The organism is Leptospira selangorensis (assembly GCF_004769405.1).
Taxonomy (GTDB): domain Bacteria; phylum Spirochaetota; class Leptospiria; order Leptospirales; family Leptospiraceae; genus Leptospira_B; species Leptospira_B selangorensis.
The window spans coordinates 66,818-80,560 of the sequence record NZ_RQES01000024.1 but is presented as its reverse complement, the minus strand read 5'-3'; the positions used below and the strand labels follow the sequence as shown (position 1 = coordinate 80,560).

Here is a 13,743-nt window from a genome sequence, read left to right as displayed (position 1 = left end):
TAGTAAAACGTTATGCTATTTGCGGGCCCATTCTATCAGTTCCCATCCGTTCCAGGAGGTTTCATATAAAGATTTACCTCCTACTTGGGAAGATAAAAGTTCCAGGAATTCTTCTTTTCTTTCAGTGATCACACCGCTGAATAAAAAATGATCCGTATGAAGTCCTGCGATCTTTTCCATATTCGCTTTTAAGACGGCGAATGTTATATTTGCCACGCATAGATCGAATGTTTCGGTAGAAACTTGCGGGTGATCGAATCCACCCTCTTCCACTACCAAAACTTCCGGAGAGATCTCATTCTCGTCCCTATTAAATGTAGAAGAACGTACTGCATTCGGATCTATATCCACTGCGATAATTTTAGATGCATCTAATTTTGCCGCAGCGACGGATAAGATCCCGGAACCCGCACCAATATCCGCAACCTTCTTTCCTTTCAGATCGATGGAGCCTAGTCTGGATAAAACCAAACGAGTGGTCTCATGATGCCCAGTTCCAAAAGCAAGTCCGGGATTGATATACACCGGAACTGAATCTTTTTGTTCGGACTTTTTGTTTTTCTCCCAGTCTTCTTTTTCCCAGGTAGGCACTACCCAGAAAACTCCGACTGAAAACGGTTTATAAAATTCTTTATAAGCTTCTTCGTATTCTTTTGTTTCTATCCATCTGGATTCTGCAAAAGAATTTTCAGGTGCAACCGTTTGTAGATAGATCCAAATTTTAGCTTCCGACTGAACATCGTCTTCCGCCAGATATACTCTGATAGGAGTATTATCCGAGATAATTTCTTCGCCGTGTTTTCTCGGCTCTTCTCTGTCGAACAGGATCTCGTAATATCCTGCTACCTGCCATTCGTCAAGGTATGCGGAAAATTCTTCCGCAAAATCTTTCGGAATGGAAACTCTGATCTCTTTGTATTTCAACGGATTATCTCTGGAACCGATCGGGAAATTTCTTCCTCAGGAGGTTTTTCTTTTTGTATTTTATAAATTTTTTCTTCTTTCATATACACTCTTCTGTCTTTCACGATCCAGACCCAGATCCCTACGAAGAGTGCCGTTGCTGCCCAATGCCCGAATCTTCCGACTGGGATCACGAAGAAGTCGAATAGCCCATGCTGGACTACCGCTAATAAAAATCCGGAAAGAATGTACCAGTATTTATCCGGGAATTGTCTTTTATTACTTTTAATCAAACAAAGCGCAAAGCATAGATTGATAAGCAAATGTGCATTCGAAGATTTTAATGTTCTTAAAATGAAAGTATGGATCCTATCATCCTCTTTCGCCGTTAAGATATAATGATAATTTTCTATTCCAGCAAAACCTAATGCGATAAATCCGCCTACTAAGAATGTTTCCGGAAGAAATTCCTTCTTCTTCCAATCATAGGCGAAGACAAGAGACAAAGAAACGATCAGAATAGATTTACAGAACTCTTCCATCATTCCAGCTTTTACGAATGCAAGAAATGCAGTTTGAGAAAGAATTGATTTCGCTACCTTGGCCTTAATCTCTGTTTCAGGCCAGATCCAAGCGCTTGCTCTCAGAACCAACTCGGTGGAGATCCAACCTAAAAGTAACGCGAAGAATATTATAAAAAAGAAACGTTTCTCTCTGCCTGTATTCGGCTGGGTATAGATAAGATAAAATCCCCAAGGAAAAATACTTCCAATCGCAAGAAGAATTACTTCTAAACTCATAATTCCTCCATATAACGACCGTCGAACATATTCACCAGCTCTTGTTGTAAAGGAGTCGGCATTGCCTTAGCGTCCAAAGGTCCGTTCCAGAAAAGTTCCGTGACCCTGATATAACCTTTCGTCCCAGGAGGAGGCATCATTGGAGATAAGTTCTCGATCAGTTCCAATGTTCTTTGATCCTGTTCCGGATAAGGAGAATTTTGTACAAGTTCCACATCCACAACTTCTCCATCCGGAGTGATCGTATAAGCTACAACACATGAATAATTTCTGGGGGCACTTCTCCAATAATCCATAAAGGATTCGAAAGTTCTCATCTTCGCAGAGATATAATTGGAATAAGTAGGAGGAAGTTTTTTACCTTTGATCTTCTTAACTTCACCTTTTACTCTACCCTCGTCTGAAGGTTTTTCCTCAGGGATTTTTTCTCCCTGCGTACTATTCGGGGTATCCGTTCCGGTGATCACTCCACCATTGAGTCCTTTCACCTCGTCGGGAAGATTCGGATCTATAAAATAGAACTCAGCATGATTCTCGGGAGTAAAATGATCCGTAGGGCGAGACTTACTTTCTTTCTGGAAAGCTATAGTCGTCGGCATAAGTAGAATTAAACAAATTACTATTAAGTGAACAAGAACACTTAGTCCAAGGTTGTTTTCGAAACCCGGGCTTAAACCCAAAAGAGCTGCTTTGGAATGGAAGGTTCTTCGAAGTAACCATCCTGAAAACACATTAACTAAAACTAATGTGGTTAAGATTGCAGACCAAATCCAAAAAGAAGAGGCCACTTCAAAAAACTTTTTATCGGAAAGCCCAGGTTTTAAACCTAAACTTGCGAGAAAGCGGATCCCTAAAGCCGGTTCCCACCAAGAAAAGAAGAATGTAGCAAATAATAATAGGCCAAGCAGATACACGAACAGGATCGGAAATCCTTTCCACAAACGTCCCGTATAGATATGACCCCAACCCGCTAAGATCGCATCTCTCACTTTTGCGTTCTTACGTTTTCTGGCAGAAGCAGGCAGATCCCCTTCTTCCTTTGCAAATGAATCTCTAGTTTGTCTTACGAACCAGGCCCAAGGTCTCCGAAATAGGAAGAATGGTCTTTTGCCCGATAGAAGTTCCGCAAGTCCGACTGCGGTAAAAAAGAAGATCCAAACACTTTCAGAAAAAACTGCAAAGGTTGCCATCTTTGTTCTGAACGGATCCGAATATGTTAAATAATGAGTGAATAATATTAAACAGCCTACAGTTAGAAAAACTATGACCGGATTTAAGATAAGTGGTCTTGGATCTTCCGGTTTTAAACTTTTTCGAATATGTTTTGCTTGTAGAAAAAATACAGCCAGGCCTAAGAAAAACATCAGAGTTAGGACAAGGAATCCGGATGAACTAGGTTCTTCCGAACTGAGTAGAACAAATAATGAAAATATCTCTTCCGCTTTCGGGAAAATTAAAAATAGAAGTTCTAGAGAAAATAAAAATAAACCTAGAACGACTTGTAGAAAAACGGAATGGAATGCCGGCCTAAGGACCCTATCCTCTTTAGGAAATAGGAAGATAACTCCCAGGGGAAAAAAAATCCCGAACCCAATCATGGAAATGGGAGAGGTCCAAGAGAGAAAATTGATCCCCCAAAAGACTAGTTTTTCCTTCTGTGAAATTTCCTTTTTCATTCCGAATATCCTTGTCCATTGGACCCTAGCTTGTTCCGGAAGCAAACAAGAATTGAAGGAATTCCTACGAATTTAATACTTTATCACGAATCCTATTCGAGAATCCTTGGACCTATGGAGAAAAAAGAAACCCTAGATTCCTCTCTCAAGGATATTGTATCCGTTTGTAAAAGAAGAGGATTTGTTTATCCCGGATCCGAAATTTACGGAGGACTTTCCAATACCTTCGACTATGGCCCTTACGGAGCCGAACTTCTCCATAACTTAAAAAGACTCTGGTGGAAACATTTTGTCCACTTAAGAGAGGACGTTGTCGGATTAGATTCTTCTATCCTTCTGAACCCGAAAGTGTGGGAAGCATCCGGACACGTTTCTAATTTTAACGACCCACTCATCGATTGTAAAAATTGTAAAACTCGTATCAGAGCGGACAAATTTTTAGAAGATCAAAAAGGAGAAGGAGCCGCCACAGGACTCACCCTTGAAAAAATGAACGAGGTCATTAAGGCAGGAAACTTTGCCTGCCCTAATTGTGGTAATAGAGGAACATTCACAGAAGCAAGAGACTTCAACCTAATGTTCAAAACTTCTCATGGAGCTTCCGCAGAAGATTCTCAGGATATTTATCTTCGCCCGGAAACTGCCCAAGGTATTTTTATCAATTTCAAGAACGTCATCTCAACGACCAGGAACAAGATCCCATTCGGGATTGCTCAGATAGGTAAATCATTCCGAAATGAGATCATGGCAAGACAGTTCGTATTCCGTACCAGAGAATTCGAACAAATGGAGATGGAATTTTTCTGCGAACCAGGAACTCAAAAAGAATGGTTCTCTCATTGGGTGGACTATTGTGTTAAATTTTTAACAGATCATCTCGGTTTGAAAAAAGAAAACCTCAAGATCAGAGAACATGAGAAGGAAGAACTTTCCTTTTACAGTGAAGCTACTTCCGATATCGAATACAAGTATGGATTCGGATGGGGAGAACTTTGGGGAATTGCGTCTAGAACCGATTACGATCTCTCCCAACATGAAAAATTCTCCGGAGAAGATCTGAAATACCAAGACCAGGCAGCTAATAAAAAGTATGTGCCTTATGTAGTAGAGCCAGCCTTGGGTCTAAACAGATTATTCTTAGCAGTTGTTTCGGATGCTTACGCAGAAGAAAAACTAGCGGATGGAGAAACAAGAACGGTCCTTCGTTTTGCTCCTCAGGTAGCTCCTGTTAAGATCGGTATTTTTCCGCTCATGAAAAAAGATGGGCTTCCTGAACTTGCAAAATCGATTTACGCGAATCTATCTTCTTTAGGGAATTTAGAATATGACGAAGGTGGAGCTATCGGAAAAAGATACCGCAGACAGGACGAGATCGGAACTCCTTATTGTATCACGGTGGATTATGATTCTTTAACTGATAAATCCGTTACGGTAAGAGAAAGAGATAGTATGTCCCAAGAAAGAGTCTCGATCGATTCACTAAAGTCTTACTTTGCAAATAAGCTACTTTAATCAAGGAGTGTAGTTTCGAATATCGTCTCTACATTCTTGTCCAAAGATCAAAGGACTAGTTGGGTTGAAAGTGTCAACCTTGGTGTCGCTTAAGGCCCAGAACATTCCACAAGATGAATTAGTACAATGATTTCCATGTTCTTTGTCTTGGTGAGAAGAATATAAAGGAATCCCTGCATTCACTAGTCCCAGTGCATGTCCAAGCTCATGGGTCACTGTCATTTGTTCCGCCTTCTTTACTTTATCAGGCGAAACAATACTGCCAAACTGCTCTATCATATCCTTGAACACAAAAATCACAGGAGGTCCAATTCCTAAAACTCCTGAAACTGTCACCGCAATCACACCAGGTGCATCTACCAACTGTCCTCGAACATATACGATGAAGAAGCTAGTAGATTGGTAATTAGAAAATTTCTTTCTATATCTAGGCACTAAATCCAAAAGTTGATTCACACTCCAGGTTGATCTATTCTGGTTTGGGATCTCGTTCATTTCGGATAAGTCGTTCGGCACAGTGATTGCAACTGAGTAAGATCTATCTGCAAAAACATCCTGCAAATTACTATCTGTCACGTTCCAAATACTGGAACCACCTACAGTAAAATTCCCAGCATAAGGTTCCGCATCCGTTTCATAAGCAATTTCAAGGTCCAAGGATCTCACTGTAGAAAAATAAACAGAAGAACGATCCGGATCGGTTAGAATGAGATAATCCAAAGCGATATATCCCAAAACTGCAGGTGGCAATTCCGATTTACCGTTTTCACAATTGATAAATGAGAAGAAGGATAGAATTATAAGTGCTCGAAAGATCATTTTACCTTCGTATTGATAACAACCGGAATCGTTTCTTTTTTTATTTATTTAAAAAAATAAGAGAAACTTCTCTTCTCATTTATAAAAAATACTCCACAAACTCCGGTCATTTGCAAAGTTTTATTTTAATGTCTAACAAACTTTTGGAGATAAGACCGATCCTCCCTCAAAATAGGGAGGCTGCAATTGAATTGGTAAATCAATTTTTTAGAATGGTCAATAAACTCCCTTTAGATGGAATATTTAAGATCCGTCCCAGAGCCGCAGCCAAAATGGTGGATATCTACTTAAAACTCAGGGCCACAGACAAAGTATTATTTATCGGCGGATTTATAGAAGAAGAACTTGTCTCACTCCTAATTGCAAGAGTGGAAGAAAAACCATATCTAATCGAGGAAAAGAACTTATTCATAGACCTTGCAATCACCAAACAAGGCAAAAGAAAATCAGGTTATATGAAACCTCTCGTAGACGAAACGTTCCGTTATGCGAAAGAAAAAGGTATTTTAGCAATAGAATTAAGAGCAATTTCAGAGAATGAAGGTGCGGTAGAATTTTGGAAGAAGATGGGATTCGATCCTTTTTATGTGAGATTCCGTAAATCAGTCGACTGAAGACGCAGAGTTTAAAAGAGCCCCAGAGTAATTCTCACGCAGAGACACAGAGACGCTAAGGTTTAGAATATTTTAAAATAGAAAAGGCGCTGAACCCCAGATCTCTCTGCGGCTTAGCGCCTCTGCGTGAAAACGAAAAATTCTTATTGGAACAAACGAAGCAATAAACCGCCGTGCTGAACGAAAAATTCAGCAAACACTAAGCTTGTAATCGCCATCAATTTGATCAAAATATTGATAGAAGGACCAGAAGTATCTTTTAAAGGATCTCCCACGGTATCTCCCACAACTGCAGCCTTGTGTTGATCAGAACCTTTTCCACCGGCAGCTTTTTCGATATATTTTTTAGCGTTGTCCCAGCCACCACCGGAGTTTGCAGAAGAGATTGCAAGAACCACGCCTGCTACCAATGCTCCAGCTAAAACACCGGATAAAGACTTAATTCCGAATAAGTAACCAACTACGATCGGAGTTAAAAGAACTAAAAGTCCAGGAAGGATCATTTCTCTTAAAGCCGCAGTAGTGGAAATATCCACACATCTTTTGTAATCAGGTTTTGCTTTTCCTTCCATGATCCCAGGGATCTCACGGAATTGTTTTCTAACTTCTTCTACCATGTCTACAGCAGCTTTACCTACTGATTTCATAGTCATTGCAGTGAAAACGAATGGAAGCATTGCTCCGAAAAGTAATCCACCAAAAACTTCTGCGTCTAAGATATCCAGACCGGTAGTTTTAGTTCTGGTAATGAAAGCAGCAAATAATGCCAAGGAAGTAAGAGCGGCAGAACCGATCGCAAAACCTTTTCCGATAGCAGCGGTAGTATTACCGGCAGCATCCAAGGTATCTGTACGATTACGAACTTCTTTTCCGAGCTCCGCCATCTCAGCGATACCACCAGCGTTATCCGAAACCGGACCATAAGCGTCGATGGTCAAACCGATAGCGATTGTGGAGATCATTCCGAGAGCAGCGATTGCGATCCCGTACATTCCCGCCAAAATATTCGCAGTAACGATTGTGATAACGAGTAGGATCACAGGAACCACAGAACTTTGGTAACCTAATGCAAGTCCGTAGATGATGTTTGTAGCAGCTCCAGTTTTGGAAGCGTCTACAACTTCTCTTACAGGCTTATAAGAATGAGAAGTATAATACTCAGTGATCAAACCGATGAACATACCGGAGAACAGACCCACGATCAATGAAATGTATACATTCCATTTACCGATTGTTTTACCTGCGATCTCGAAAGAATCCACCATGTATTTATCAGTTACAAAATACATGATCGCACCAACGATCAGAGTAGAAACCCAAAGTTGGATCTTTAGGACCTTCTCCACATTTCCACCTTCTTTCACAGAAGCGATAAAGGAAGTTAAAAGAGAAGCAGGGATCCCGAAAGCGGAGATCAGAAGTGGATATAAAAGAGCGTCAGTATTTCCGGAAAGAGCAGTAGCAGTCGCACCGATCACAAGAGCGGCACAAGTAGCCTCAGCACAGGAACCGAAAAGGTCAGCACCCATACCTGCAACGTCACCTACGTTATCTCCCACGTTATCTGCGATGGTCGCAGGGTTACGAGGATCATCCTCAGGAATTCCCTTCTCTACTTTACCTACAAGGTCAGCACCAACGTCGGCAGCCTTAGTGTAAATCCCGCCGCCCACTCTTCCGAAAAGAGCAACAGCAGAACCACCCAGACCGAAACCAGCCAGAGCTTCCATAAGGAAAAGAGTTCCTACGTTTTGGAATAAATGAGTATAAAGTTGGAAAAGCCCGATCATACCGGAAACTGCAAGACCAACCAGCCCGAATCCCATTACCGCACCAGAATCAAAAGCGACCCTGAATGCCTTAGTCATGGAAGTTTTAGCTGCCTGAGCAGTACGAACATTTCCGATGGTCGCGATCTTCATTCCGATAAAGCCGGAAAGACAGGAGATAAGAGCTCCTGACACGAAAGCGATCGCAGTAAACAACCCGTCGTTAAAATCCGGAGTCTCCGGATTGTCCAAAAGGAAGAAGATCAGAACTGCCATAAAGGCGATAAAAAGAGAGATGGTCTTGTATTCTCTTATGAGAAAAGCCATAGCTCCTTCGGAGATTGCGGAAGAAATTTCGATTAATTTCTTGGATTCTTGGTCTTTTCCGCCCTCAGTTCCGATTTGGATCCTGGTGACCTTTAATGCGTAAACAACGGCGGTCAAAATAGCCAGGACGGCAAAAGCCAGAATAATGGTTACCGAATTCATTCAGGGAAACCTCTTGTTTTTTTTTAAAATTTCCGATGGATTAAAAAGATGGGAACTGTGTTTGCCAAAGTTAAGGAGAAGACCGCAGAGGGCTGCCACTGATGAGACGTACACTTTCCATTTGGTTCTTTTTAGTTATTTGCACTATAAAATCGGTCCTGGCCTTGAGTTCAACCTTTTCTTGGGAAGAGCTGATCCAGCAGGCAGCAGAAGAGGCTTTAAGGGGAAGATACCAACAAGCGTTAGAAAAATTACAGATCGCTGACGAAACCGGAGAACCCAGAGACTTCCGTTACTATTGGATTTTAGGAAAATCCCAAAAAGGAAAGGGAGAAGAATTAGAAGCACTCAAAAGTTACGAAACAAGCCTTAGATTAAATCCTGACCAAAGCAAATTATTGGAAGAAATGACGGATCTATACGATTCACTCAGATTTCCGGACAAGGCACTGAACACTGCTAGGGTAATATTATCCAGAGATCCGGAAAATAGAAATCTCAGATACAAAGCATTACTTTGGTCTTCTCGTATCGGAGACATCGAATATTATAAAGCCACTTTAAAAGAATTAGAATCTACCAATCCATACCTAGCAGAAGAACAAGCTCTATTAGATGAAATCTCAGGTTTCCAAAAGGCGGGAAAAATAGAAGATTCAATCGCAAGATGTAAAAGATTCCTGCCCTACTTTCCTAGAAACAAAAGTTTACATAGACTTTGTGTCATATCATATAAATCCAAAGATTCCAATTTATATGAAGAAGGATTACTAGAAAGAGCAAATATCTTTAGGGACGAACCAATCTTTCATCATATCTTAAGTATGGAATATTTGGACCAAAGAAGGTTCTTAGAATCCGCAGCACTCGCAAGAAGAGCACTCTTACTTTCTCTCAGAAAAAATCTTTTTCCTGATAAGGACTATCTACTTCCTTTAAGAAGATATTATATTCAAATAGGATCTGATTCAGGAATTTTAGGAACAGAACTTTTAGAAGAGATCATCCGCACAAAAAAAAGCCCAAGCATAGACGAATGGAATGTACTACTCAAACATTCTTCCTTTAGTTGGGAAGTATTAGCATTCGCGCTCAGATCCGTCGCAGAAACGGAACCGGAGGAATCCGCACTCATCGTTTCCAAAGAATGGAAAGATATGTATAAAAATCTAAAAGCAGCAGAACTGGAGAAGGACCTTTCCAGATATGCAGGGCCTTATAGCCTGGACAAAACTTTTCAATTCTATTTGGAAACCGGTTATTCTCTCGCGGAAACGGAATAAGTTCCTCTAATAAAATCCTTGCCTCTTTAACCGGTGCATTTTCAATCATTTTTGTATTTAAAAAGACACCTAACTTGCATGAAAAAACTCCCTTTCCTATTATTATTTCTTCATTTCTTTTACGGATGTATCATTAGCTACAGTGACTTTCCAAAAAAGGAAAAAGCTCCCAATACAAAGATCTATTTTAGTGTAGAAGATCCGAAAAATTGGAATGAAAGAAGAAAAGAATTCCTAAAAAGAGGATGGAAAGAATTAGAATTGGATCGTTTCCCTCAAAAAAATAAGGATCGTATCCATTTTTTAATTAGTAGATTTCCCGGTTTAAGCACTCAAGAACCTGAAGTGAGAAAGGCGCTCGCCGCAAAAGGTTGGAAAGAAATAGAAAATTATCCTCCTGAAAAAGGATATTATATCGATATGAAATCTTCTCAAAAAGATCCTTCCTTAGGTGCAATGATCTTTTTGTATTTGTCCTATGCTACTTTCACGATCGTTCCATCTTATAGCGGGAAAGACGGCGCGAATATTATATTTACTGTATATAAAGATAATGCAGTAATAAAAACCTTTGAATATGAACTCACAAGAAAAGCATTTGTTTGGATACTTACATTGCCGGTTCTTTGGGTAAATTATATAGTCCCTAGCGAAATGGAAGCGTATCAGGCGATAATAGATCAGTTCGAGTCTGATCTTTACTCTTCTAAACTATAGTTTAAGGTGTAGGAGCCTTAGGATCTAAAAGATATTCTATCATAGCAAGTATCCTTTCCGGAGGCATAGGCCTGGTAAAATAATGATCATTCCGAAAGGAAGGATACACTAGGCTGCCAGGATGGACAGAATCCGATAAAAGAATAATCCCATCATTCGGACCGTAATTCATTAAAAAATTATAATATGGACGGGCTCTTTCCGTGACATGACGGAACAGCGGAACTCCTACTAAATTGATCATTTTAATGCCGTTAGGAAGTTTCCAATCCCTATCTAAAGGGGCATCCTGCCCTTTTCGGATGGATAAAAATCCATCCCAATCATAACCTTTGAAGAAAAAATAACTTCTAACTTCTAGTTTGGTCCAAAAATCGCCGAGGATCCCTTCTATCATTCTAGAACCTTTTAAGATCCCGCCTATACTATACCAACCCTTGACTTTTTTAAAATAAGGCTCGTTCCCGCATAGTTCGATAGCCATCCTAAAATCGGAAGAACCTTTACTAGGAGAAGCAACTATCACAGTTTCTTCCGGATTTGAAACTTCTAAGTATTCACAGATGATCTTTGCATTTTCACGCACATCTGAAACCTGCCCGATCGGGATCAGATCGGAACGAATTCCGACAGAAGCCACCATCTTACGAATGGACGCACCATCCGCTCCCACACTTGGATTGTCCGCATAGAACATTCCCGGTACCATTACAAGTACGATCTTTTTTGAAGAGAAGTCGGGACGTTTTTTGGAAAACTCTTCCTCCTTCTTATCCAAATATTCTAAGAACTTTTTATTCTTTGGATCGTTAATGACCCTTTGATAAAAAATTGCAGCACCCTTATCTATGTCTTCAGTCTCTTCTGAAACTTTTAAAAGATTTTCCTCGGTTAATTTGTCCAATGAGTTTAATTCAGGATAGGATTTAGAGGCCCAGTCCAGGTATGCCTTTTCATCCTCACAAAGATTTTTAACTCTATATGCGGGAGTATCGCAGGAAACTTTTTTCATTTCCGGATTTGTATCCGAAACCTTCAAGTCCCCGTCCGCTCTTCCGCTGCAAAAGTTAGAAAGAACGAATATAAAAAATAATAAGATTACTTTAGAACACCAACGGACCATATTTTTGGATTTCATCTAAGAAGAAAATACGAAGGGAGAAAATTTAGGAAATAGAAAAAAGGCCGCATAAAATTAAAATTTACGCGACCCTTAAAAACCGTTTCCCCTTTCAGATCCGAATGGATCAAATCGGAAACAATTCGATAGATTTGTTCGTTAAAAACGAACTAAGAGATGATCAATCTCCGTAAGCTATCGTACAGTTGGAAACGTAAACGGATCCAAGAACGTTAGATCTGTTGAAATCGATGGATTTAACCACTTTGATCCCACCTTTTTTAGCAGCAGCTTTAATACCTGCGTCACCGGTTGCGATCAGCATTAAAACGGAAGATGCACAAGCTTCTCCTGATTTTTCACCGATTCCATCTTTTTGAGAGTTGTCTCTGTTGAAGATGGTCGCGTTGTCGGTTACGTTAGTGTAAAGAGATCCGTAAACGAAAGGAACACAATTGGTTACGGAAACCAATACTAACGCAGCAGCTAATAACATGATTTTTCTCATTGAATCTATCTCCGTGTTGCTATATTACTTTTTTGTTTATTTTCGCTTAGTTTTGCGTGATGTTTAGATCCGAAAATATTTCGGCAAGAATAAAAATCATAAGAAAGGAAACGTCATCCTACTTCTGAATGTTTCAGTAGGTAAAAACTCAAGAGAGGATCATCTTTTTGAGAAGATTCGAGTCAAGATTTAAAAAAAGAAAAATAACAAAAAAACTACAAACATAGTATTCCAAATGGGAGACAAAAATCATATAAAAAGTTTTATCCGGACTTTCCGCAAATACAGACAAAGACTTCAAAAAAATTTTCCGATTATCCGCGATTTTGCGAGTAAACAAACCACAGTGCAAAAAATTCTTTCCAAAGAGAGAACTTTTCCGTTATCACGAAGGCGAATCTTGTGTTTTCTTTAATTCTGGTTGACATATCCCATTTGAAGGAATTTTATATTTTCCGATTAAAAAAGGAAGGAGAGGTTCATTTATGAAAAAGGAACTTCTATCGATAGGATTAGTCGGTTTACTCTGCTTATCCTCGGGAATTTCAGTCACTGCCGCAGACTATGGTGTAGCTGGTTGCGGGCTTGGATCTTTGATTTTTAAGGAAAATAAAGGCGGCCACCAACTTTTAGCGGCTACCACAAACGGCGTTGTCTCAGGTAACCAAACTTTCGGGATCACTACTGGAACTTTGGGATGTGCTACCGATGGATTAGTCCATAAAGAAAAAGTACAAGAAGTATTCGTTTCCCTTAATTTCAATTCTTTGGAAGTTGAAATGGCAAAAGGAAAAGGAGAAAAATTAGAAGCACTTTCAGGACTTCTAGGCTGCTCCACAAACGGAACCGCACAATTGGGAGAATACACTAAGTCCAATTTCGACGTATTGTATACCCAAGAAACCACTCCTTCTTCTTTACTCAGCGCAGTAAAAGACGGGATCAGAAAAGACGCAGCACTCTCTAAGAGCTGCAAAATTTAAGGAGATAACTCATGAAAAGAATATTAGCAGTATCTCTATTTTTCGCTTTAGTAGCTTCTCCACTTTACGTAGCTTCCGCTAAACACGGCGCTGCAGGATGTGGTCTTGGTTCTATCGTAATCACTGAAAACAAAAAAGTTCACCAAGTGATTGCAGCAACAGTAAACGGAACTCTTGGAAACCAAACATTCGGAATTTCCACAGGAACTTTGGGATGTGAGACCAGCGGCTTTACTCAAAAGCAAGCTGAGCAACAGATCTTTGTTCACATGAACTTCCAATCTTTGGAGCAAGAATTTGCAAAAGGTTCCGGTGAAAAAATGGAAGCTTTCGCTTCTTTGATGGGTTGTTCCGATATGGGAACTTTCGGAAAAGTAGGAAAAGAAAAATTTTCCGCACTTTTCGACCAAAACACTCCGGATTCCTTTTTGGAAAAAATGAGATTCGAAGTAGCAAACAACTCCGCTTTAGTCGGAAGTTGCAAAATCTGATCACACCTTTTAAACAAGGTCCAATTCCCTTCTCCGAAAGGAGAAGGGAATATTCCTTT

Annotated in this window: 13 protein-coding genes; 6 read left to right on the top strand and 7 right to left on the bottom strand. The window is 40.0% G+C overall.

The genetic code is table 11. The features are described from left to right. Window positions 1-15: 15 nt before the first annotated feature. The 3 genes from EHO58_RS18300 to EHO58_RS18290 are packed head-to-tail and all read right to left on the bottom strand — an operon-like array spanning window position 16 to window position 3,379. Window positions 16-924 carry a 50S ribosomal protein L11 methyltransferase gene (locus EHO58_RS18300; protein WP_135680881.1) on the bottom strand — a complete coding sequence of 303 codons (909 nt, stop codon included), beginning with the start codon at window positions 922-924 and terminating at the stop codon, window positions 16-18. Continuing rightward, window positions 921-1,703 (bottom strand): PrsW family glutamic-type intramembrane protease, encoded by a 783-nt coding sequence (locus EHO58_RS18295; protein ID WP_135680880.1) that lies wholly within the window; start codon window positions 1,701-1,703, stop codon window positions 921-923. The genes EHO58_RS18300 and EHO58_RS18295 overlap by 4 nt, the downstream gene beginning before the upstream one ends. After that, the gene (locus tag EHO58_RS18290) at window positions 1,700-3,379 is read right to left on the bottom strand and encodes a TonB C-terminal domain-containing protein (protein ID WP_135680879.1); all 1,680 of its coding nucleotides are present in this window, start codon (window positions 3,377-3,379) and stop codon (window positions 1,700-1,702) included. The genes EHO58_RS18295 and EHO58_RS18290 overlap by 4 nt, the downstream gene beginning before the upstream one ends. Before the next feature lie 114 nt (window positions 3,380-3,493). Here EHO58_RS18290 and EHO58_RS18285 point away from each other — a divergent pair, with 114 nt between their 5' ends. Next, a complete protein-coding gene (locus EHO58_RS18285) occupies window positions 3,494-4,891 on the top strand; it encodes a glycine--tRNA ligase (protein ID WP_135627372.1) in 1,398 nt (465 codons plus the stop codon). Here the strand turns inward: EHO58_RS18285 and EHO58_RS18280 are convergent, their stop codons facing one another. Further along, a complete protein-coding gene (locus EHO58_RS18280; RefSeq protein ID WP_135680878.1) occupies window positions 4,892-5,710 on the bottom strand; it encodes a zinc metalloprotease in 819 nt (272 codons plus the stop codon). Window positions 5,711-5,838: 128 nt separating this feature from the next. Between EHO58_RS18280 and EHO58_RS18275 the strand changes: the two genes are divergently transcribed. Next, a complete protein-coding gene (locus EHO58_RS18275) occupies window positions 5,839-6,324 on the top strand; it encodes a GNAT family N-acetyltransferase (RefSeq protein WP_167483238.1) in 486 nt (161 codons plus the stop codon). 143 nt (window positions 6,325-6,467) lie between these two features. On the opposite strand, the gene EHO58_RS18270 is transcribed toward EHO58_RS18275, so the two are convergent. Continuing rightward, window positions 6,468-8,582 (bottom strand): sodium-translocating pyrophosphatase, encoded by a 2,115-nt coding sequence (locus tag EHO58_RS18270; protein WP_086449276.1) that lies wholly within the window; start codon window positions 8,580-8,582, stop codon window positions 6,468-6,470. 101 nt (window positions 8,583-8,683) lie between these two features. Between EHO58_RS18270 and EHO58_RS18265 the strand changes: the two genes are divergently transcribed. Both EHO58_RS18265 and EHO58_RS18260 read left to right on the top strand, forming a co-directional pair. After that, complete coding sequence (locus EHO58_RS18265) at window positions 8,684-9,865, top strand: hypothetical protein (RefSeq protein WP_135680877.1); 1,182 nt, start codon at window positions 8,684-8,686, stop codon at window positions 9,863-9,865. Window positions 9,866-9,943: 78 nt separating this feature from the next. Further along, window positions 9,944-10,582 (top strand): hypothetical protein, encoded by a 639-nt coding sequence (locus EHO58_RS18260; RefSeq protein WP_135680876.1) that lies wholly within the window; start codon window positions 9,944-9,946, stop codon window positions 10,580-10,582. Between the two features lies 1 nt (window position 10,583). Here the strand turns inward: EHO58_RS18260 and EHO58_RS18255 are convergent, their stop codons facing one another. Next, window positions 10,584-11,720 carry a hypothetical protein gene (locus EHO58_RS18255; RefSeq protein ID WP_208728863.1) on the bottom strand — a complete coding sequence of 379 codons (1,137 nt, stop codon included), beginning with the start codon at window positions 11,718-11,720 and terminating at the stop codon, window positions 10,584-10,586. A gap of 163 nt (window positions 11,721-11,883) precedes the next feature. Further along, window positions 11,884-12,210, bottom strand: a complete 327-nt coding sequence (locus tag EHO58_RS18250) for a TRL domain-containing protein (RefSeq protein ID WP_100725268.1) — start codon at window positions 12,208-12,210, stop codon at window positions 11,884-11,886. A gap of 485 nt (window positions 12,211-12,695) precedes the next feature. On the opposite strand from EHO58_RS18250, the gene EHO58_RS18240 reads away from it, so the two are divergent. Together EHO58_RS18240 and EHO58_RS18235 are read left to right on the top strand one after the other, a co-directional pair. Further along, window positions 12,696-13,193, top strand: a complete 498-nt coding sequence (locus EHO58_RS18240) for a DUF3015 family protein (protein WP_135627377.1) — start codon at window positions 12,696-12,698, stop codon at window positions 13,191-13,193. Between the two features lie 11 nt (window positions 13,194-13,204). Continuing rightward, a complete protein-coding gene (locus EHO58_RS18235; protein WP_100725271.1) occupies window positions 13,205-13,684 on the top strand; it encodes a DUF3015 family protein in 480 nt (159 codons plus the stop codon). Window positions 13,685-13,743: the final 59 nt, after the last annotated feature.

What these genes read in the sequence shown, in the direction of transcription:
- EHO58_RS18285 (WP_135627372.1), top strand. Translation starts at nt 3,494, where the DNA reads ATGGAGAAAAAAGAAACCCTAGATTCCTCTCTCAAGGATATTGTATCC.
- EHO58_RS18250 (WP_100725268.1), bottom strand. Translation starts at nt 12,210, where the DNA reads ATGAGAAAAATCATGTTATTAGCTGCTGCGTTAGTATTGGTTTCCGTA.
- EHO58_RS18255 (WP_208728863.1), bottom strand. Translation starts at nt 11,720, where the DNA reads ATGAAATCCAAAAATATGGTCCGTTGGTGTTCTAAAGTAATCTTATTA.
- EHO58_RS18280 (WP_135680878.1), bottom strand. Translation starts at nt 5,710, where the DNA reads ATGATCTTTCGAGCACTTATAATTCTATCCTTCTTCTCATTTATCAAT.
- EHO58_RS18270 (WP_086449276.1), bottom strand. Translation starts at nt 8,582, where the DNA reads ATGAATTCGGTAACCATTATTCTGGCTTTTGCCGTCCTGGCTATTTTG.
- EHO58_RS18275 (WP_167483238.1), top strand. Translation starts at nt 5,839, where the DNA reads ATGTCTAACAAACTTTTGGAGATAAGACCGATCCTCCCTCAAAATAGG.
- EHO58_RS18265 (WP_135680877.1), top strand. Translation starts at nt 8,684, where the DNA reads ATGAGACGTACACTTTCCATTTGGTTCTTTTTAGTTATTTGCACTATA.
- EHO58_RS18240 (WP_135627377.1), top strand. Translation starts at nt 12,696, where the DNA reads ATGAAAAAGGAACTTCTATCGATAGGATTAGTCGGTTTACTCTGCTTA.
- EHO58_RS18260 (WP_135680876.1), top strand. Translation starts at nt 9,944, where the DNA reads ATGAAAAAACTCCCTTTCCTATTATTATTTCTTCATTTCTTTTACGGA.
- EHO58_RS18295 (WP_135680880.1), bottom strand. Translation starts at nt 1,703, where the DNA reads ATGAGTTTAGAAGTAATTCTTCTTGCGATTGGAAGTATTTTTCCTTGG.
- EHO58_RS18290 (WP_135680879.1), bottom strand. Translation starts at nt 3,379, where the DNA reads ATGAAAAAGGAAATTTCACAGAAGGAAAAACTAGTCTTTTGGGGGATC.
- EHO58_RS18235 (WP_100725271.1), top strand. Translation starts at nt 13,205, where the DNA reads ATGAAAAGAATATTAGCAGTATCTCTATTTTTCGCTTTAGTAGCTTCT.